The 18885-nt window shown below is 68.6% G+C and carries 18 protein-coding genes and 1 pseudogene; 5 read left to right on the top strand and 14 right to left on the bottom strand.

All coding sequences use genetic code 11. The features are described 5' to 3' along the window. Positions 1 to 1533, top strand: coding sequence for an alpha-(1->6)-mannopyranosyltransferase A (locus tag A9W95_RS19240; protein WP_067416304.1), 1533 nt, complete (start codon positions 1 to 3; stop codon positions 1531 to 1533). Here A9W95_RS19240 and A9W95_RS19235 read toward each other — a convergent pair. Then, positions 1520 to 1924, bottom strand: coding sequence for an Rv2175c family DNA-binding protein (locus tag A9W95_RS19235; protein ID WP_067416340.1), 405 nt, complete (start codon positions 1922 to 1924; stop codon positions 1520 to 1522). The genes A9W95_RS19240 and A9W95_RS19235 overlap by 14 nt on opposite strands. Positions 1925 to 2051: 127 nt before the next feature. On the opposite strand from A9W95_RS19235, the gene A9W95_RS19230 reads away from it, so the two are divergent. Further along, a complete protein-coding gene (locus A9W95_RS19230; protein WP_082983195.1) occupies positions 2052 to 3203 on the top strand; it encodes a protein kinase in 1152 nt (383 codons plus the stop codon). Between the two features lie 39 nt (positions 3204 to 3242). Here the strand turns inward: A9W95_RS19230 and A9W95_RS19225 are convergent, their stop codons facing one another. The 3 genes from A9W95_RS19225 to A9W95_RS19215 are packed head-to-tail and all read right to left on the bottom strand — an operon-like array spanning position 3243 to position 6041. Then, positions 3243 to 4631: a class II 3-deoxy-7-phosphoheptulonate synthase gene (locus A9W95_RS19225; RefSeq protein ID WP_067416302.1), complete on the bottom strand. Its 1389-nt coding sequence runs from the start codon at positions 4629 to 4631 to the stop codon at positions 3243 to 3245. 44 nt (positions 4632 to 4675) lie between these two features. Continuing rightward, positions 4676 to 5173, bottom strand: a complete 498-nt coding sequence (locus A9W95_RS19220) for a polyadenylate-specific 3'-exoribonuclease AS (RefSeq protein WP_067416300.1) — start codon at positions 5171 to 5173, stop codon at positions 4676 to 4678. Position 5174: 1 nt separating this feature from the next. Further along, complete coding sequence (locus A9W95_RS19215) at positions 5175 to 6041, bottom strand: hypothetical protein (RefSeq protein WP_067416297.1); 867 nt, start codon at positions 6039 to 6041, stop codon at positions 5175 to 5177. 85 nt (positions 6042 to 6126) lie between these two features. Here A9W95_RS19215 and A9W95_RS19210 point away from each other — a divergent pair, with 85 nt between their 5' ends. Further along, positions 6127 to 7410, top strand: a complete 1284-nt coding sequence (locus A9W95_RS19210; protein ID WP_067416294.1) for a glycosyltransferase 87 family protein — start codon at positions 6127 to 6129, stop codon at positions 7408 to 7410. Here A9W95_RS19210 and A9W95_RS19205 read toward each other — a convergent pair whose 3' ends face one another. From A9W95_RS19205 to A9W95_RS19185, 5 genes are all read right to left on the bottom strand, one after another. Continuing rightward, complete coding sequence (locus A9W95_RS19205; protein WP_067416291.1) at positions 7411 to 8130, bottom strand: 1-acyl-sn-glycerol-3-phosphate acyltransferase; 720 nt, start codon at positions 8128 to 8130, stop codon at positions 7411 to 7413. An 84-nt stretch (positions 8131 to 8214) separates the two neighbouring features. Continuing rightward, complete coding sequence (locus A9W95_RS19200) at positions 8215 to 8622, bottom strand: hypothetical protein (protein ID WP_067416334.1); 408 nt, start codon at positions 8620 to 8622, stop codon at positions 8215 to 8217. Next, positions 8619 to 9875 carry an ArsA family ATPase gene (locus A9W95_RS19195; protein WP_082983193.1) on the bottom strand — a complete coding sequence of 419 codons (1257 nt, stop codon included), beginning with the start codon at positions 9873 to 9875 and terminating at the stop codon, positions 8619 to 8621. Before A9W95_RS19195 ends, A9W95_RS19200 begins: the two co-directional genes overlap by 4 nt. Then, positions 9868 to 10305: an SRPBCC family protein gene (locus A9W95_RS19190; protein ID WP_067416287.1), complete on the bottom strand. Its 438-nt coding sequence runs from the start codon at positions 10303 to 10305 to the stop codon at positions 9868 to 9870. The genes A9W95_RS19195 and A9W95_RS19190 overlap by 8 nt, the downstream gene beginning before the upstream one ends. A gap of 48 nt (positions 10306 to 10353) precedes the next feature. Further along, complete coding sequence (locus A9W95_RS19185) at positions 10354 to 10743, bottom strand: polyketide cyclase / dehydrase and lipid transport (RefSeq protein ID WP_067416331.1); 390 nt, start codon at positions 10741 to 10743, stop codon at positions 10354 to 10356. 131 nt (positions 10744 to 10874) lie between these two features. Between A9W95_RS19185 and A9W95_RS19180 the strand changes: the two genes are divergently transcribed. Next, entirely contained in the window at positions 10875 to 12677 is a 1803-nt protein-coding gene (locus A9W95_RS19180) for a long-chain fatty acid--CoA ligase (protein WP_067416284.1), read from the top strand. On the opposite strand, the gene pimB is transcribed toward A9W95_RS19180, so the two are convergent. The 4 genes from pimB to A9W95_RS19160 all read right to left on the bottom strand — a co-directional run bounded on the left by pimB (position 12674) and on the right by A9W95_RS19160 (position 16276). Next, positions 12674 to 13819 (bottom strand): GDP-mannose-dependent alpha-(1-6)-phosphatidylinositol monomannoside mannosyltransferase, encoded by a 1146-nt coding sequence (gene pimB / locus A9W95_RS19175; protein WP_067416282.1) that lies wholly within the window; start codon positions 13817 to 13819, stop codon positions 12674 to 12676. The genes A9W95_RS19180 and pimB overlap by 4 nt on opposite strands. Positions 13820 to 13829: 10 nt before the next feature. After that, positions 13830 to 14642, bottom strand: a complete 813-nt coding sequence (locus A9W95_RS19170; RefSeq protein ID WP_067416328.1) for a hypothetical protein — start codon at positions 14640 to 14642, stop codon at positions 13830 to 13832. Positions 14643 to 14679: 37 nt separating this feature from the next. Beyond that, positions 14680 to 15828 (bottom strand): peptidoglycan hydrolase RipC, encoded by a 1149-nt coding sequence (gene ripC / locus A9W95_RS19165; protein ID WP_067416278.1) that lies wholly within the window; start codon positions 15826 to 15828, stop codon positions 14680 to 14682. 184 nt (positions 15829 to 16012) lie between these two features. Next, positions 16013 to 16276, bottom strand: coding sequence for a hypothetical protein (locus A9W95_RS19160; RefSeq protein WP_067416325.1), 264 nt, complete (start codon positions 16274 to 16276; stop codon positions 16013 to 16015). Positions 16277 to 16429: 153 nt separating this feature from the next. Here A9W95_RS19160 and A9W95_RS28065 point away from each other — a divergent pair. Continuing rightward, positions 16430 to 18277 (top strand): annotated as a pseudogene (locus tag A9W95_RS28065) (DEDD exonuclease domain-containing protein); the annotation flags it as partial. On the opposite strand, the gene trpD reads toward A9W95_RS28065, so the two are convergent. Further along, on the bottom strand, positions 18215 to 18885 hold a 671-nt coding region (gene trpD, locus A9W95_RS26460), incomplete at its 5' end, for an anthranilate phosphoribosyltransferase (RefSeq protein ID WP_082983190.1). The pseudogene A9W95_RS28065 and the gene trpD sit on opposite strands and share 63 nt — an antisense overlap.

Here is an 18885-nt window from a genome sequence, read left to right as displayed (position 1 = left end):
ATGACCGCGGCCACACCCACCCCGGAAGCCGAGACGGACACCAAAGTCGGTCTGCGGCAGAGCGTTTCGCGCGTGCGGGCGTTCGCCACCACCCCCGTGGCCGCGCCCGCGCGGCTGGGTTTCATCGGCGCGGTGTTGATCACCATCGGCGGATTGGGCGCCGGCAGCACCCGCCAGCACGACCCCTTGCTGGAGTCACTGCATCTGTCGTGGCTGCGCTTCGGCCACGGGCTGGTGCTGTCCTCGATCCTGCTGTGGGTGGGTGTCGCGCTGATGCTGATCGCATGGCTGCGGCTGGGCCGGCGGGTGGTGGCCGGCGGCGTCAGCGAGTTCACCATGCGGGCCACCACCGTGTTCTGGCTGGCGCCGTTGCTGGTGTCGGTACCGGTGTTCAGCCGCGACACCTACTCCTACCTGGCCCAGGGCGCGCTGCTGCGCGACGGCATGGACCCGTATTTGGTGGGTCCGGTGGCGAACCCAAACCCGTTGCTGGACAACGTCAGTCCGATCTGGACCATCACCACCGCGCCCTATGGGCCGGCGTTCATCCTGGTGGCCAAGATCGTCACCATGATCGTCGGCAACCACGTCATCGCCGGCACCCTGCTGCTGCGGCTGTGCATGCTGCCCGGACTGGCACTGCTGGTCTGGGCCACTCCCCGGCTGGCCCACCACGTGGGCGCCGACGGCTCGAAGGCGCTATGGATCTGTGTGCTCAACCCGCTGGTGCTCATCCACCTGATGGGCGGGGTGCACAACGAGATGCTGATGGTGGGGCTGATGGCCGCCGGGATCGCGTTGACCTTGCAGCGCCACCATGTCGCGGGCATCGCCGTCCTCACCGTCGGCATTGCGGTGAAGGCCACCGCGGGGCTGGCGCTGCCGTTCCTGTTCTGGGTATGGATGCGTCATCTGCGCGAGGACCGCGGATATCGGCCCGTGCCTGCCCTGGTGGCGGCCAGCGCCGCGGCGGTGGGCATTGTCGCGGTGCTGTTCGGCGCGCTGTCGCTGGTCGCCGGAGTCGGACTCGGTTGGCTGTCCGCGCTGGCCGGTTCGGTGAAGATCATCAACTGGCTCACCGTGCCGACCGCGGCCGCCAACATCATCCACGCATTGAGCAGCGCGTTTCTCCCGGTCAATTTCTACGGGGTGTTGCGGATCAACCGGCTGATCGGGATCGCCGTCATCGGGCTGGCGCTGCCGCTGCTGTGGTGGCGCTTTCGCCGCGACGACCGCGCCGCGCTGAGCGGGATCTGGTGGGCGATGCTGATCGTGGTGTTGTTCGTCCCGGCGGCGCTGCCGTGGTACTACTCCTGGCCGCTGGCGGTGCTGGCGCCGGTGGCTCAAAGCCGCACCGCGATGGCGGCGATCGCCGGGTTCTCCACCTGGATCATGGTGATCTTCAAGCCTGACGGCGCCCACGGCATGTACTCGTGGCTGCATGTCGGGCTGGCTACGGCGTTCGCCGCGGTGGCGTGGTATTCGCTGTACCGGGCGCCCGAGGCGAGTACTCAGCCGGCTAGTACGCCATAGCCTGGGCGCGACGCAGCACCTCACGGGCCTGGTGGGCGTGCAGCGCGTCGACCGGACGGGCGTTGTTCAAGGCATCCCGTGACCCGTCCCGGGTCACCGTCAGCGACGGGTCGGGCGTGAACAGCCAGCGCACGATCTCCGTCTCGTGGTAACCGCCGTCGTGCAGGATGGTCAGCAGGCCGGGCAGGCTCTTGACCACGTGCCCGGTATTGGTGAAGAACACTTGCGGTACCACCACGCCACCGTCGCGGCGCACCGCGACCAGATGGCCTTCCCGCAACTGCTGGTGGACCTTGCTGACCGGCACGCGGAGCAACTCCGCGACCCGATGCAGGTCGTAGGTGGGTTCGTCGGGATCTAGAACGTCGTCGCCGGCCGGAATGCTGCCCACTGCGCCAGTGTAAGACCTGGTGGGCAGCCGAGTGTGCACGTTGAGCACACGAGGTCGGATCGGTCCTCGCACCGCCACCTACGATGGCCCCGTGGCCGGACCTGGCGCGGGAGACCCGTTGCAGAGCATGTTGCTCGACGGCCGCTACCTGGTGCAGGCACCGATTGCCAGCGGCGGCACCTCCACGGTGTATCGCGGGCTCGATACCCGACTGGACCGGCCCGTCGCGCTGAAGGTGATGGACTCCCGCTACGCCGGTGACCCGCAGTTCATGACCCGCTTCCAACTCGAGGCCCGCACGGTTGCCCGGCTGAAAAGCCCTGGGCTGGTGGCGGTCTACGACCAAGGACTTGACGCTCGGCACCCGTTTTTGGTGATGGAGCTCATCGAAGGGGGCACCCTGCGCGAGCTGCTGACCGAACGGGGGCCGATGCCGCCGCACGCCGCCGCGGCGGTGCTGCGCCCGGTGCTGGGCGGGCTGGCCGCCGCGCATCGAGCCGGGCTGGTGCACCGGGACGTCAAGCCCGAGAACGTGTTGATCTCAGACGACGGTGAGGTCAAGATCGCCGACTTCGGGTTGGTCCGCGCCGTGGCGGCCGCCAAGATCACCTCCACCAGTGTCATTCTGGGCACGGCGGCCTACCTCTCCCCCGAGCAAGTTCGCGACGGCAATGCCGGCCCACGCAGCGACGTCTACTCCGCCGGCATCCTGACCTACGAGCTGCTGACCGGGCGTACCCCGTTCACCGGCGACACGGCGTTGTCGATCGCCTACCAGCGGCTGGACACCGATGTGCCGCCGCCCAGCGACGTGATCGGTGGCGTGCCGGCGCAATTCGACGACTTCGTGGCGTGCGCGACGGCCCGCGACCCCGCCGAGCGGTATGCCGATGCCATCGAGATGGCCGCCGACCTGGATGCGATCGCCGAAGAATTGGGGCTGCCGGAGTTTCGGGTGCCGGCGCCGCAGAATTCCGCGCTGCACCGGTCGGCTGCCCTGCAACGCAGCCGGATGAGCCAGCCGGTGCGCCAACCCACGCGGGAAATGCCGCGCGAATCGCCCGAGTGGCCGCAGCCTGTAGCGGCTGAGCCGGACGCCGACTACGAATACCAGCCAGAGACAACGGATTTCGCCGGTATCCCGATCGAGGAGTTCGTCTGGGCTCGCCAGCACGCCCGCCGCATGGTGTTGATCTGGGTGGCGGTGGTGCTGGCGATCACCGGGTTGGCCGCCACCGCGGGCTGGACGCTGGGCAGCAACCTCAGCGGACTGCTGTAACCCTTCTTCCACACCCGAGTGTCGCCGGGGACGGAAAGCCTAGTCGCGCAGCATCTCCGCGACCAGGAACGCCAGCTCCAGCGACTGCTGAGTGTTCAGCCGCGGATCGCACGCCGTCTCATACCGGCCGGACAGGTCGGTGTCCGAAATGTCCTGCGCGCCACCGAGACACTCCGTGACGTTCTCGCCGGTGATCTCGACGTGGATGCCACCCGGGTGGGTGCCCAGCGCCCGGTGCACCTCGAAGAAGCCCTGCACCTCGTCGACGACGCGGTCGAAGTGGCGGGTCTTGTAGCCGGTGGAGGACTCGTGGGTGTTGCCGTGCATCGGGTCGCACTGCCAGATCACCTGATGACCGGTGGCTTGCACCTTTTCCACGATCGGCGGCAGCAGATCGCGGACCTTGCCGTTGCCCAGTCTGCTCACCAAAGTCAGCCGACCCGGCTTGTTGTGCGGGTCGAGGCGCTCGACGTATTCGACCGCCAGCTCCGGGGTCATGGTCGGGCCGATCTTCACCCCGATCGGGTTGGCGATCACTTCGGCAAAGGCGACGTGGGCACCGTCGAGTTGCCGCGTGCGCTCACCGATCCACACCGTGTGCGCCGACAGGTCGTAGAGCTGGGGCTCGCCGTCGTCGCTCGCGGACAGCCGCAGCATGGCCCGCTCGTAGTCGAGCACCAACGCCTCGTGGCTGGCGTAGATCTCGGCGGTTTGCAAGTTGCGGTCGGCCACCCCGCACGCGCTCATGAACTTCAGGCCGCGGTCGATCTCGCTGGCCAAAGCCTCATAGCGCGCTCCGGCCGGCGACGTGCGGACGAACTCGCGGTTCCAGTCGTGCACCAGATGCAGCGACGCCAGGCCCGAGGACGTCAGCGCCCGCACCAGGTTCATCGCGGCGCTGGCGTTGGCGTAGGCCCGCACCAGCCGCGAGGCGTCGTGCTCGCGCACCGCCGCGTCCGGAGCGAACCCGTTGATCATGTCCCCGCGGTAAGACTTCAGGCCCAGCGCGTCGATGTCGGCCGAGCGCGGCTTGGCGTACTGGCCGGCGATGCGGGCCACCTTCACCACCGGCATGCTGGCCCCGTAGGTCAACACCACCGCCATCTGCAGCAAGGTGCGGATATTGCCTCGAATGTGCGGTTCGGTGTTGTCCACGAACGTCTCGGCGCAGTCCCCGCCCTGCAGCAGGAAGGCCTCGCCCTTGGCCACCTGGGCCAGCTGGTCCTGCAGCCGCACGATCTCCGACGGCACGGTGACCGGCGGCACACTTTCCAGCACGGTCCGCATGGCGCTGGCCTGCTCGGCGGGCCAACTGGGCTGCTGGGCGGCCGGCTTGGCCAGCGCGGCGTCCAACCGGCCCCGCAGATCACTGGGCAACGGCGGCAGCGACGGGAGCTGGTCGATCGGAATATCGACGGTCCAGTTCATCGGTCCATGGTAACCGGGTTGCGGGGATCGGTATTCCGCGCCGATCAGGGCGAACTCTGGTACCCCGCCGACTCGATCACCTGGAAGCGGCGCAGTTGATCCCGGGCGTCGACCAGCGCATCGTGCGCGTCCCGCGGCCGCGGCGGCAGGCGCGGGGAGCCGCGGTCCTCCCACAATTGGCGCAATTCCCGGGTGAACCGGGGCAAGGCGCGCGGCAACTCCGGCATCGTGCCCCATAACTGGCACAGCGCCACGTGGTCGTAGGCGCCGATCCAAGCCCACAGCTCGATCGGCTCGTCCCCGTCGACGCCGAAGAACTCCTCCAGGTCGTCGCGGATCTGCCGGCGTGATCGCCACAGTTGCGACGACGGCGGCGGCAGCTTGGGCAGCACATGGGCGCGCACCCAACTGCCGGCCCGCTCGGGGTCGAACTCGGTGGAGACCGCGTAATACTCGCGGCCGTCCTCGGCGGCCACGCCGATCGAGATCAGCTCGATGGTGTGGCCGTCCTCGATGAACTCGGTGTCGTAGAAGTACCGCACGCTAGCCGGCGACCAGGATGGGTTCGGTTCCGTCGGGCGGCGGCGCGGGGTGCACCACTAGGTCCAGCTCAGCGTCCACGACCCGTTCGTCCGGCAGGCTGGGCGTCCCGGCGACGATGCCCTGCACCCAGAGCTTGGCTTGCACCACCGGGCGGCGCAGCGTGCGTTCGCGCTGCAGCGCACGGTGCATCTTGACCGGGCGGGTGGTGTAACGCCAGCGGGCCCACGGGGCATGTGGCCGCGACAACCGCACCGCCCCGACGATCAGCAACACCACCAGGAACATGCCGAGCAGGCCGGTCCATACCTTGCCCTTGAGCAGCACCACCACCGCCAACGGCAGGGTCAGCACCAGCCCGCCCAGCAGCGTGCTCTGCAGGAGCACCCAGTCCGGCCCCTGCCGGATGGGCAGGAAGAACATCAGCGGGTGCAGGCCCAGCATCAGCAGGCCGGCCACGGCCACCGCGGCGAACACCGCATCGACCGAACTGCGGCCGTCTTCGGACCAGTACACGTCCGACAGATGCAGAATCAACGCATACTCGTCCAGGACAAGCGCCGCCCCGATCCCGAAAAGAGTTGCGGCGATGGCGAATTCGGGTTCCTGCCCGTTGACCGAGAGGGTCACCAGGGTGAGACCGGAGATCATCACCAGGACGACACCGAAGGTCACGTGGTGGATGTGCAGCGTCCCGACGTGAACGTTGCGGGGTTGCCACCAGCGCGGGCTGCGGCCCCGGTCGGCGCAGTGCCGGATGAACCGCACGAAGCTGCGCGTGACGAAGAAGGTGAGGATGAAGGCGACCAGACAGCACAACAAGGGCAAGCGGCCGCGATCGATGATGTCGTGGTGCAGCCAGCGGAGCACTCTAAAAACCTACGCTGTGTCGGCGTAACAAGCCGGGAGCCGCGCCCCTGAAGACGCACCCGATCCCGTTAGGCTGTCCTGCGACATGAATGAAACGCGGTCGCCCGAGGTGGGCAGTCGGCTCGGGCGGGTCCTGTTGTGGTGCCTGCTGTGGCTGTTGGCGGCCGCGATCTCGACGTATGCGTGCTGGCAGCTGTTCGCGCACATTCCCTACCGCATCGACATCGACATCTACCGATTGGGCGCCCAGGCGTGGCTGGACGGCCGTCCGCTCTATCACGGTGACGTGAAGTTTCACACACCCATCGGGTTGGATCTGCCGTTCACCTATCCCCCGCTGGCGGCGGTGGTCTTCATTCCGTTCGCCTGGTTGAAGATGCCCGCGGCCAGTGTGGCGATCACCTTGCTGACCCTGCTGTTGCTGGGCGTGTCTACGCTGCTGGTGTTGACCGGTCTGGACGTGTGGGCGCAGTCCAGGGCGTTACCCGGTCCGGCGTGGCTGCGTCGGGTGTGGCTGACCGTCGTCGTGGTGGCCGCCGCCTCTGTCTGGCTGGAACCGATCACCTCCAACTTCGCCTTCGGCCAGATCAACGTCGTGTTGATGACGCTGGTGATCGCCGACTGCGTCCCGCGGCGCACCCCGTGGCCGCGCGGGCTGTTGCTGGGTCTGGGGATCGCTCTGAAGCTGACACCGGCGGTCTTTCTGCTCTACTTCGCGCTGCGCCGGGATCTGAAGTCGGCGCTGACGGCGCTGGCGTCTGTGGTCGGCGCGACGCTGTTGGGGTTCGCATTGGCGTGGAATGACTCCTGGGAGTACTGGACGCACACGGTGCACCACACCGACCGCATCGGCGCCGCCGCCTTGAACACCGATCAGAACATCGCCGGCGCCTTGGCCCGGGTGGGCCTGGGCGAACAGGAACGCTTCCTGCTCTGGGTGCTCGCCTGCCTGCTGGTGTTGGCCGCGACGGTCTGGGCGATGCGGCGGGTGCTGCGCGCCGGTGAACCGTTGCTGGCGGTGGTCTGCGTGGCGTTGTTCGGGCTGGTGGTGTCGCCGGTGTCCTGGTCACACCATTGGGTATGGATGCTGCCGGCGGTGCTGGTGACCGCGGTGTTGGCCTGGCGGCGGCGCAACGTGGCGCTGGCGGTGCTCAGCGTGGTCGGAGTGACGCTGATGCGATTTACGCCGATCGACTTGCTGCCCAAGCACCGGGAGACCACCGCGAACTGGTGGCGCCAATTGCTCGGGATGTCCTATGTGTGGTGGGCGCTGGCGTTGATCGTCGTCGCCGGGGCGACGGTGGCCACCCGGTTGGCCGCCGAACGCCAACCCGAGCCGGGATTCACCCCCGTCCCGGCGGCACGCTGATCAGCCCGCGGCCGTCTCCGGGATACGGTCGGCGTCCTCGCTCTTCGCGGTGCCGTCTTTGATGCTGGCGGCGTAGATGTCGACGTATTCCTGACCGGACAGCCCCATCAGCTCGTACATCACCTCGTCGGTGACGGCGCGCTCGATGAAGTGGTTGCCGGCCAGGCCCTCGAATCGGGAGAAGTCCATCGGCTCGCCGAACCGGACCGTGACCCGTCCGAACCGCAGCATCTTCTTCCCGGGCGGATTGACCACGTTGGTGCCGATCATCGCCACCGGGATCACCGGAACACCGGACTGCAACGCCAGCCGCGCCAGCCCGGTCTTGCCCTTGTACAACCGGCCGTCCGGTGAGCGGGTGCCTTCCGGGTACATACCCAGCAACTTGCCCTCGCCCAGCAAACGCTCGGCGGTCGTCAGCGCGGCGTTGGCGGCGTCAGCGTTGGCGCGGTCGATGGGCACCTGGCCGACGACGGTAAAGAACCACCGCTTGAACCAGCCCTTCAGGCCGGTGCCGGTGAAGTACTCCGACTTCGCCAGGAAAGTGATCCGGCGGCGTACCACCAACGGAAGGAAGAAGCTGTCCATCACGGCCAGGTGATTGCTGGCCAGAATGGCCGGTCCGGAACTCGGAACATGTTCGAGCCCTTCAACTTTCGGCCGACCAAGCACCGACAGCAGTGGGCCCAGGAGGACGTACTTGAAAAACCAGTACCACATGGCTCCCTCTCACCCCCACCGAATGGCGTCTGCGCCAACTGTACCCATCAGCTGTGACCGCGACTACCTCCCGAAGGCGGCGGCTCAGTCCTGCACGGTAATCGGAATAGCTTCGTAACGCGTTTTTGCAGCGCCGTTACCAGTGCTGGGTTCGGCGGCCGGCTCGTCGGTCAGGCTGCCGGCCGGCGGAGCGTCCGCAGGCGGTTGCACTCTGCGGTCGGCGTCGTTGACCAAGCCGCGAAGCACGTCGAGCAACGCCACCCCTTGGTCGGCGACCACCGTCAGCAACGGGTGCTGCTCGCCGTTGAGCAGTGCGGCAAGCGCGCATACCGGACACCACACTTGCTGGCACTTGCCGCCGCCCTCGCCGCCGGTCAACCCCGCACTCGAAGCCACCGCGGCGGCCGCCCGCACCGCGGGGTCGATACTGTCCAGCGCCGCCTGCGCAAGCCGCCGCAATTCGGGGCCAATGTCGGTATGAGCCCTACTCACTTCGGCCACACCTCCGGATTCGGTTTGAAACGAACTGTCAGCTCACTACCCCGCAATTGGGCATCCAACACTGTGCATCTGCGTAGGACTGACGCCAATTTGACCCTGCGGCGCATTCCGCCGGCGCTGATGATCAGATCGTCGTCGGCCCGGCCCAGGGTCAGGTTTCCGGGATCGAGTTGGGGCAACGCTAGTCGCAGTCGGTACACAGAATCCAGTCCCGATCCAGATTCCAGGTCCACGATCGGCCGCAACGGTCCGGGCGGCGCGCTGCCGCGGCGCCGTCGGGCGCTGTCGAGCAGCTCGCCGAGCGCTTTGGGACCGATCGGCTCGCCGGCCAGGTGCGGTACCAGGACCAGCGCGATGTCGCCGATGGTGTCGTCGAGTTCGTCGAGGACGGAGCGTTGCTCGGCGATGCGTTCGGCGTACCAATAGAACGCCGGATGGTCGGGCAGGCTCTGGTATTCGTAGGTTTCGTCTTGCAGCAGCACCTGATTGACCACCAACTCGGCGACCCGCACGCCCATCAGCGCCAGGGACCCCAGGGTGCGCGCCGCCTCGGCGGCGACCACCCGCTCTGGCGTGAGCACCAAATGCGCGCTCACCAAATCGCCATCGGTGAGCAAGGAACTGAGCCGGTCGACGGCGTCGTTGGTGCGCTCCAACAGCTCCACCACGGCGGCCGACCGCCCGTCGTCGGTGCCGGTGCTGAGCCGGCGATGACGGGGCCAGGCGCGTTCGACGTACAGCCCGAACGTCGCCGGCAGGGTCAGCATGCGCAGCGCGTCGGCGGTCGAGGCGCAGTCCACCACGATGCGGTCCCATCGCCCCGCCGCCGCCAGTTGACCGACCGCGTGCAGACCCAACACTTCCTGGATGCCGGGCAAGGCCGAAATCTCTTCGGGGGCAATGCTGCTCAGTTCGGATTCGGGGAACCGGCGGTCCAGCGCGTCGACGACGTCGCGCCAGCGGTCCTCGAGCAGCGCAAGCGTGTCCAAGGCCAGCGCGTCCAAGAGGCCGCCGCCGGCGTCGTCGGCGAGTACTCGGACGGGTTCGCCGTGACCGGTCGGGGGCACTGCAACGCCCAGCACATCACCCAACGAGTGCGCCTGGTCGGTAGAAACCACCAGCACGCGCTGACCGGCACCGGCGTCGCCGACCGCGGTGGCACACGCCAGGGTGGACTTACCTACCCCGCCTTTTCCGACAAACAGACTGATCCGCGCCGGGATGGGCGAACCGGATTCACTCAGCCTCGACTCGTTTCTTCAGATCCTTCAACGCGGTGTCGGTCAACCGGCGCTCGGCTTTGCGCTTGAGCAGCCCGATCATCGGGACGGCCAGATCGACGGAGAGCTGGTAGGTGACCTCGGTGCCAGAGTCCTTGGGGGCCAACACATAGGTGCCCTCGAGCGACTTCAGTAGCGAGCTGGAGACCAGCGTCCAGCTCAGGGATTTGCGGTCGGCCGGCCACTGGTAGGACATCACCATGGTGTCTTTGATGACGCCGGCGTCCATCACGAAACGAACGGTTTTGGGATAGCCGTCGGCGTTTCGCTCCTGCACCTCGGCTTCTTTGTATTCCGAGATCCAGTCCGGGTAGGACTCGATGTCGGCGATGACCTCCAACACGGTGTCTGGATCCGCTTTGATGTAGATGGTCTGCGTCGTCTTCTCCGCCACCTGGCTACTTCCCTCTCCCGCGGTTGATTACCAGCGCACCTGATCCGGCTAAACTACCGGAGAAACACCGACCGGACGTGACTCTTCCAGAGCCGTTTTCACCTCGAACGCCATTTTCTTGCCCGCCACTCGCCGGCGGTGCGTCATCTTGGCCAAATTCATCCGGGCCAACTGCCAGGCCGCCACGCCGGTTGGTTCGGCGTGCAAGAAGTAGTGCAGGATCACCCCGTCCAGCGACGGTTCCAGCCACACTTCCATGGTGCCGGTCAGCGCGCCGGTGACCGCCCACCGGATGCCCTTATCGGCACGGTCCTCGGTGACCTGCAGCCGTAGATCGGGCCACCAGCGGTTCCACTGGGACCGATCCGCGATCGCAGCTCCGACCCGCGCGCCGTCGGCGGCGACATAGGTCTGGTCGGCGATCTGAATGCTGTTCACCACCTCAGCTTCACATATGAGTAGGCCACGACTCCGGCCTACCCGGGGCTGCGGTGACCGGCCGTCACCGTACTCTGCGAAAGCCCAGATAGGCTGGGAAGTGGAAGTCAGCCCTTAGCGAGGTCATCAAAGTGCGTCAGTACAGCGTCCCTGCCCGGTTTACCATCGACGAGCACGACAGCGTCGCGGCCGTGGTGTTCGAGCATGAGCGCGACGACCCGGATTACGTCATATATCAGCGCTTGATCGACGGTGAGTGGACCGATGTCACGTGCGCCGAGGCCGCCGGGCAGATCCGCTCGGCCGCTTTGGGTTTGATCGCGCTGGGCGTGCAGGCCGGTGACCGGGTTTCCATCTTCTCGGCGACCCGCTACGAGTGGGCCATTCTCGACTTGGCGATCCTGGCAGTCGGCGCGGTCACCGTGCCGATCTACGAGACGTCGTCGGCCGAGCAGGTGCGCTGGGTGCTGCAGGACTCCGAGGCGGTGCTGGTGTTCGCCGAGACCGACGCGCACGCGGCGATGGTCACCGAGCTCACCGGTGACCTGCCCGCCCTGCGCCGGGTGCTGCACATCGACGGTTCGGGCCCCAAGGCGCTCGACCAGCTCGTCGAGGCGGGCGCCGAGGTCGATGCCGGTGAAGTCACCGCCCGGCTGCAGCAGCTGCGGTGCGAAGATCCGGCCACGCTGATCTACACGTCGGGCACCACCGGGCGACCCAAAGGTTGCCAGCTGACCCACTCCAACCTGCTCTACGAGATTCGCGGCACCCAGGAATGTCTGCCGACGCTGCTGACCGCCGGCCAGCGGCTGCTGGTGTTCTTGCCGCTGGCCCACGTGCTGGCCCGGGCGCTGACCTTGTCGGCCTACACCAGCAAGGTGACGGTCGGCTTCACCAGCGACATCAAGAATCTGCTGCCGATCTTCGCGGTGTTCAAGCCGACGGTCGTGGTGTCGGTGCCTCGGGTGTTCGAGAAGGTGTACAACACCGCCGAGCAAAACGCCGCCAACGACGGCAAGGGACCGATCTTCAAGGCCGCCGCTCAGACGGCGGTGGACTGGAGCCGCGCCTACGACGAGGGCAAGCCGGGGCTGGTGTTGCGCGCCAAGCACGCGCTGTTCGACCGGCTGGTCTACGGCAAGCTGAGGGCGGCGCTGGGCGGCGATTGCCACGCGGCCGTCTCCGGTGGAGCGCCGCTGGGCGCCCGGCTGGGCCATTTCTATCGCGGCGCCGGGGTGACGGTGTACGAGGGGTACGGCCTGACCGAGACCAGCGCCGCTGTGACCGTCAACCAGGTCAACGGCCTGAAGATCGGGACCGTCGGCAAGCTGGTGCCCGGCAACAGTTTGCGCATAGCCGAGGACAAGGAGCTGCTGGTGCGCGGCGGCGTGGTGTTCGGCGGATACTGGCGCAACGAGCAGGCCACCGCCGACGCCTTCACCGACGGCTGGTTCCGGACCGGTGACCTCGGCGCGGTGGACGAGGACGGTTTCGTGACGATCACCGGCCGCAAGAAGGAGCTGATCGTCACCGCCGGCGGCAAGAACGTGGCTCCCGCGGTTCTCGAGGACCAGCTCCGTTCCCACCCGCTGATCAGCCAGGCGATGGTGGTCGGGGACAACAAGCCGTTCATCGGCGCGCTGATCACCATCGACCCGGAGGCGTTCGACGGCTGGAAGGAACGCAACAGCAAGTCGGCCGGCGCCTCGGTGGGCGATCTGACCACCGACCCCGACCTGGTCGCCGAGGTGGACGCGGCGGTCAAGCAGGCCAACCTGCAGGTCTCCAACGCCGAGTCGATCCGCAAGTTCCGCATCCTGCCCGTCGATTTCACCGAGGACACCGGCGAGCTGACGCCGACGATGAAGGTCAAGCGCAACGTGGTGGCCGAAAAGTTCGCCTCGGACATCGAGGCGATCTACGACAAGGACTAGCGGCTGGCCAGCAGCCCGGCCAGCCGGGTGGCCAAGGTGTCCCAGCGCCACTGAGCCCGCACCCAGTCCCGGCCCGCGGCGCCCATCGCGGCGGCCCGGTCCCGGTCGGTCAGCAGCTCGGTGATCGCTTCGGTGATTTCGGCTCCCGAGTTGCCGTCGATGACCAGCCCGGTCTTGTTGTGCTGCACGGTTTCCGGCGCGCCACCGGAATCGCCGGCGACCACCGGCACCCCGGTCGCCGAAGCTTCCAGGAACACGATGCCCAACCCCTCGACGTCCATGCCGCCGCCGCGGGTGCGGCACGGCATGGCGAAGACGTCGGCCAAGGCATGGTGGGCGGGCAGATCGTCGGCCGGCACGCCGCCGGTGAAGGTCACGTGCTCCCCTACGCCGCAGTCTTGCGCCAGCTTGCGCAGCGTGTCGAGATACGGGCCGCCGCCGACGATCACCAGGGCCGCCCCGTCCACTCGGCGCCGGATCGACGGCAACGCCCTGATCAGCATGTCCTGGCCTTTGCGGGGCACCAGCCGCGAGACGCAGACGACCGTCGGCCGCTCACCCAGCCGGTAGCGCTGCCGCAACTCGGCGCGCGCACCGGCGTCCGGGTGGAAGCGGTCGCTGTCCACGCCGGGGGGCAGGTACTCCAGCGAGGCGGCCGGCCCGAACGCCGGGGCGAACCGCGATCGGGTATAGCGGCTGACGAAAGTCACCACGTCGGTGCTCTCCCCGATGCGCCGCAGCACCGAGCGCGCGACCGGAAGCATCGACCAGCCGACTTCGTGGCCGTGGGTGCTGGCCAGTACCCGGGTCGCGCCGGCCTGTCGTGCCCGCGGCGCCAGCAGGGCCAGCGGCGCGGCGGCGCCGAACCAGACGGTGTCGATGTCGCGCTCGGCGATGAGCCGCCGCATGCGGCCGTCGACCGTCGGGACAGGCAGCATCAGGGTGCCCGGATGGCGCACCACCCGGTATCCACGCGCCCGGGCCGCCTCGTCAAAGGCGTTGTCGCCCTTCCACTTCGGCGCGTAGACCGTGATGTCGTGCAGCCCGGCCTCGGCCAGCAGAGCGACGAACTCGCCCAGGTAGTTCTGGATGCCGCCGCGTCGGGGCGGAAAGTCGTTGGTTACCAGCAGGACCCGGCTCACCTGCGAAAGGCTACCGGTCCAGCCACCGTTGCCAGCCGGCCAGCAAGCCCTGCGCGTCGGTGCCCAGTACGTCGCGGATGGCGCTCGGCACGTCGGCGTGCCCGAGGCCACAGGTGGCCACATAGAACTGGCGCAGCTTGTCCGGGCCGTAGCTGTCGGCCACGAAGCGGGTGAACCACCATGCCCGGTCGTAGGCCTGCGAGCGTTGCGGTCCGGGCATGTCGAGTTCTTGGTCCGACGGCAGCGACGACCCCGCTGCTCCCGCACCGGCGGGCAACGGCGAGCGGGGCCGGGCCACGAAGTCGGCGACCCCCTCGGTGAGCCAGCGCGGGGCGTCCAGCGCGGTGTCGACCCGCGCTGCATAGTGGAAAAGCTCGTGCGACAGGACGATTCGCAGTGCGCCGTCACTCATGGTGGCCGCGCCCGGCGCGAAGACGATGCGCTGACCGACCGCCGTCCGGCTGGCGGCGTCGACGCGGTCGGCGACGGTCACGGCCGCGATGTCGGTCCACTGCGACGCCGATCCCCCGCCGGCGGCGGTCCGGAATTGCTCGTCGGAGCCGGCGGCCACCACCGAGATCTCCCGCGACCAGTCGGCCCCCCAGAACGCCACCACGGCGTCGATGGCCGGAGCGATGTCGGCCGCGACCCGCGACAGCAATCGGCCGGTGTGCGGGCCGCCCAGGTCGTTGAGCTGGATCGTGCGGCCCGCGGCGACCAGCGGTACCAGCGCGGTTGGCGCCGCCGGCGCAGCGGACCGGCCCGGGGCGACCACGGCTGCACCGATGATCAGCTCACCGACGAGGACGCACGCCAGTAGCAGCGGCGAGCGCCGTCGCACCCGCCGTGCCGCGCGAGGATCAGTAGCGCCGGGCGTCGTAGATCGGGCCACCGGCGCCCATCGGCACCACCCGCACCGGCTGGCCGAAGGTCGACGAGTGAACCATCATGCCGTCACCGACGTATATGCCGGTGTGCGAGGCGTCGGAGTAGAAGGTCAGCACATCGCCGGGTTGCAAATCGGACAGGTTGACCGGCTGACCACCGTGGGCCAGCGCCTGGCTGGAGTGCGGCAGCGCGATCCCGGCTTGCTGGAACGCCCACATCACCAGCCCGGAGCAGTCGAAGCCGCCGGGAGCGGCGCCGCCCCATACGTACGGCGAGCCGACCTGGGTCAGCGCGGCCTGTACGACCTGGGCACGGTCACCTCCGCCACCCTCGCCGGGCGGGTTGAAGGTGGGCATCCCACCGGGCTGCGGGCCCTCACCGGGCGGCTGGCCTTCGGCCGGCGGCGCACCCGGCGGCGCGGCCTCCGGACCGGGGCCGCCCGGCAGTCCGGCCGGCACCTGTCCCGGGTCGGCGAGCACGGTGCGCTGCTCGGGAGTCAGCGCCTGGTACTGAGACTTCACCACGGCGATCTGGACTTGCAGCTGGCTTTGCTTGTGCTGCAGGCTCGCTCGGACCGCTGCGGCCTGTTCGGCGGCGGCCTTGGCGTCGGCGGCTGACTTGGCCGAGGCCTGCTCGGCCTTCGCGGCCTGCTCCCCCGCGGCCTTGAATTCGGCCATCTGCGTTGACATTTGACGCGCCATCACGCGCTGCACCGACATCCGGTCGATGAGCAGTTGCGGTGATTCGGCGGTCAGGATCGCGGCCATGCCGTCGGTGCGCCCACCCATGTAGGTGGCGGCGGCGAGCTTGTTGACCGCCGTCTGGAAGGTGCCCAGCCGGACGCGGGCAGCATCGGCAGCGGCCAAGTCCTCGACGTGCTTCTTGTCGGCCGCCTGCTGGGCCGCCAGCTTGGCGCCCAGGTCCAGCTCGGCGCTGTGCATGGCCTCGGTGGTCTGCTCGGCCTGCCGGGACAGCTCGTTGAGCTTCGCCAGCGCGTCCTGGGCTGGATCGGCAAGCGCATTCGCGGCCAGAAACCCGGACAACGCGGTGAAGCTCGCTAACGAACCGATGGCGGACCGCTTGATTGCGCGCGCGATCGAATGCCTACAGTCGAGCCTCAAGATTTTGCTTCCTTAAACTGCCGTCGACGTTTAGTCGTCGAACTGGGTTTAGGTCTCAAACAGGTTACGAAACGATATCGACGTTTGTCCAAAGCAGGGAGTTAAGAAAATGGGTAGATTTCTGTCATTTCTCTGTGGAGTGGTTTAACGCTTTTGGCATGGCGCCCAACACCATACATGCTCGCTAAGCCACCCCGGGTGCACGGTCGCGATGGATCGGCACCAACCGCAAGCGCGGCGCCAACCCCGCATCGGCGAGGGCTTCCAGCGCGACTTGTTCATCGTAGGAAAGGATTTCGGGCACTCCGAGCAATACGCTGACGACGCAGTCGCGGCATCCGGGTCCCCGCACCGCGCAGTCGTCGCAGTCGATCACCACCGGTGCACCCGGCTGGCCCGGTGGGCCGCTGGTGCCGCCCGCGCCGTCGGGGCCGCTGGTATGTGACATCTCCATGGCTTGTCAGGTCCTCTCATCGATTTTTCCGCACGCCTTTCCGAACGCTCAGTCAGGCTGCTCGTCGAACGCTAACCGCGGGCACCGACAAGCCCGGCCCGGCGTGGGAACGCGCGGCTGTCGGTGCGCATACCTAACCTCACCGCCATGGGCGTGACCGGTGCGACTCAGCTGACTTTCGCCCAGCTGGACGGGTGGGACGCCGCGGAGTCGCTGCGCGACACCACGTTCGTCGTGGTCGACCTGGAAACCACCGGCGGCCGCGCGATCGGCACCGACGCCGCCGCGGCCGACGCCATCACCGAAATCGGGGCGGTCAAGGTGCGCGGCGGCGCTGTGCTGGGGGAATTCGCGACGCTGGTCGACCCGCAGCGCAGCATCCCGCCCCAGATTGTCCAGCTGACTGGCATCACCACCGCGATGGTGTGCGCCGCGCCGACCATCGACGCGGTCCTGCCGATGTTTCTCGAGTTCGCCGGCGACGCCATCCTGGTGGCCCACAACGCCGGCTTCGACATCGGTTTCCTGCGCGCCGCCGCGCAGCGGTGCAACATCGCCTGGCCGCGGCCGCGGGTGTTGTGCACCGTCCGGCTGGCCCGGCGGGTGTTGAGCCGGGAGGAGGCACCCAGCGTGCGGCTGGCGTCGTTGGCCAAGCTGTTCGCGGTCACCACTCAACCCACCCACCGGGCGCTGGACGACGCCCGCGCGACCGTCGAGGTGTTGCACGCCCTCATCGAACGAGTCGGCAACCAGGGTGTGCACACCTACGCCGAACTGCGCGCCTACCTGCCCGATGTCACCCCCGCGCAGCGGCGCAAGCGGGTGCTGGCCGAGCAACTGCCGCGCCGGCCGGGGGTCTACCTGTTCCGTGGACCGTCGGGTGAGGTGCTCTACATCGGGACGGCGGTCGACCTGCGTCGGCGGGTCAGCCAGTACTTCACCGGCGCCGATCCGCGCGGCCGGATGAAGGAGATGGTCACCCTGGCCACCGCGGTCGACCACGTCGAATGCGCCCACGCCCTGGAAGCCGGCGTGCGGGAGTTGCGGCTGCTGGCCGCGCATGCCCCGCCCTACAACCGCCGGTCGAAGTTCCCGCACCGCTGGTGGTGGGTGGCGCTCAGCGACGAGGCGTTTCCGCGGCTGTCGGTGGTCCGAAACCCCCGCCACGATCGAGTCGTCGGCCCGTTCCGTTCCCGCGCCGACGCCGCGGACACCGCGGCGCTGCTGGCCCGGTTCACCGGCATCCGCACCTGCACCAAGCGGCTGGGACGCTCGGCCCGGCACGGGCCGGACTGCCCGCAAGTCGAGGTGTCCCCGTGCCCGGCCGCCCGCGATGTGACCCGCACGCAATACGTCTCGGCCACCGTTCGCGTGCTGGCCCTGACCGACGGACTGGACAACGCCGCGCTGGAGGCGGCCGTCGAGCAGGTCAACCGACTGGCCGAGCGCCGACACTACGAAAGCGCGGCACGACTGCGCGACCACGTCGCCACCGCCATCGAGATGCTGTGGCGCGGCCAGCGGCTGCGCGCGCTGGCCCGGCTGCCCGAGCTGACCGCGGCGGCCCCGGACGGCAGCGGGGGCTACCACCTCGCGGTGATCCGGCACGGGCAGCTCGCCGCGGCGGGGGGCGCCGCGCGCGGCGTGCCGCCGATGCCGGTGATTGACGCGATCACCGTTGCGGCGCAAGCGGTTCTGCCGACGCCGGCGCCGCTGGGCGGCGCGCTGGTCGAGGAGGCCGCGCTCATCACCCGCTGGCTCACCGCGCCGGGCGTACGCATCGTGCGGGTCGCCGGCGACGAATCCGACGACGGTTGGTGTTCGCCGGTGCGTTCGGCGGGTCCGTGGGCAGCGTGGGCGGCCTCGGCGCGGTCGGCGCGCATTGCCGCCGAACAGGCCCTCGATAGCCGAGAGAGCTGGGACAGCTGGCAGTCAGATCTGCTGGCCGAACCGCACCCATCGCGCGAGCAGCTGTTCGGCCGCGCCGCTGTCGATCGCCGCGCCGGCCCGGCGCAACCCGTCCTCCCACGCCGGCAGCCATTCAGCGCGGCTGGATAGCCCGGCGTGGGCGACGATCGCGCCCGCAGCGTTGAGCACCACCGCGTCGCGCACCGGCCCGGCGGCGCCGGCCAGCACCGCACGGGCCTGCGCCGCGTTGGCTTGGGCATCACCGCCGCGCAGCTGGTCGAGGTCGGCGCGGGCGAACCCGAAGCCTGCGGGGTCGAACGTCAGCTTGTCTATGGTCCCCGCCTGCACCCGCCAGATGGTGCTGGTGGTCGTGGTGGTCAACTCGTCGAGCCCGTCGTCGCCGTGCACCACCAGCACGCTGGAGCGTCGCGCCGCGAACACCCCGGCCATCACCTCGGCAAGGTTGGCGAAGGCGCAGCCGATCAACCCGGCCCGTGGTCGAGCCGGATTGGTCAGTGGCCCAAGCAGATTGAACACCGTTGGCACCCCGATCTCGCGGCGTACCGCCGAGGTGTGCCGGTAGGACGGATGGAACTGCGGCGCGAAGCAGAATCCGATGCCGACCTCGGCCAGGCTGCGCGCCACCTGGTCGGGCCCTAGGTCGATGCGGACCCCGAGCGCCTCGAGCGTGTCCG

It is taken from the genome of Mycobacterium sp. 1423905.2, from assembly GCF_001673155.1.
Classification (GTDB): Bacteria; Actinomycetota; Actinomycetes; order Mycobacteriales; family Mycobacteriaceae; genus Mycobacterium.
Note: the sequence above shows the minus strand (reverse complement) of the source record. Positions and strands in the feature narration are given on the sequence as shown.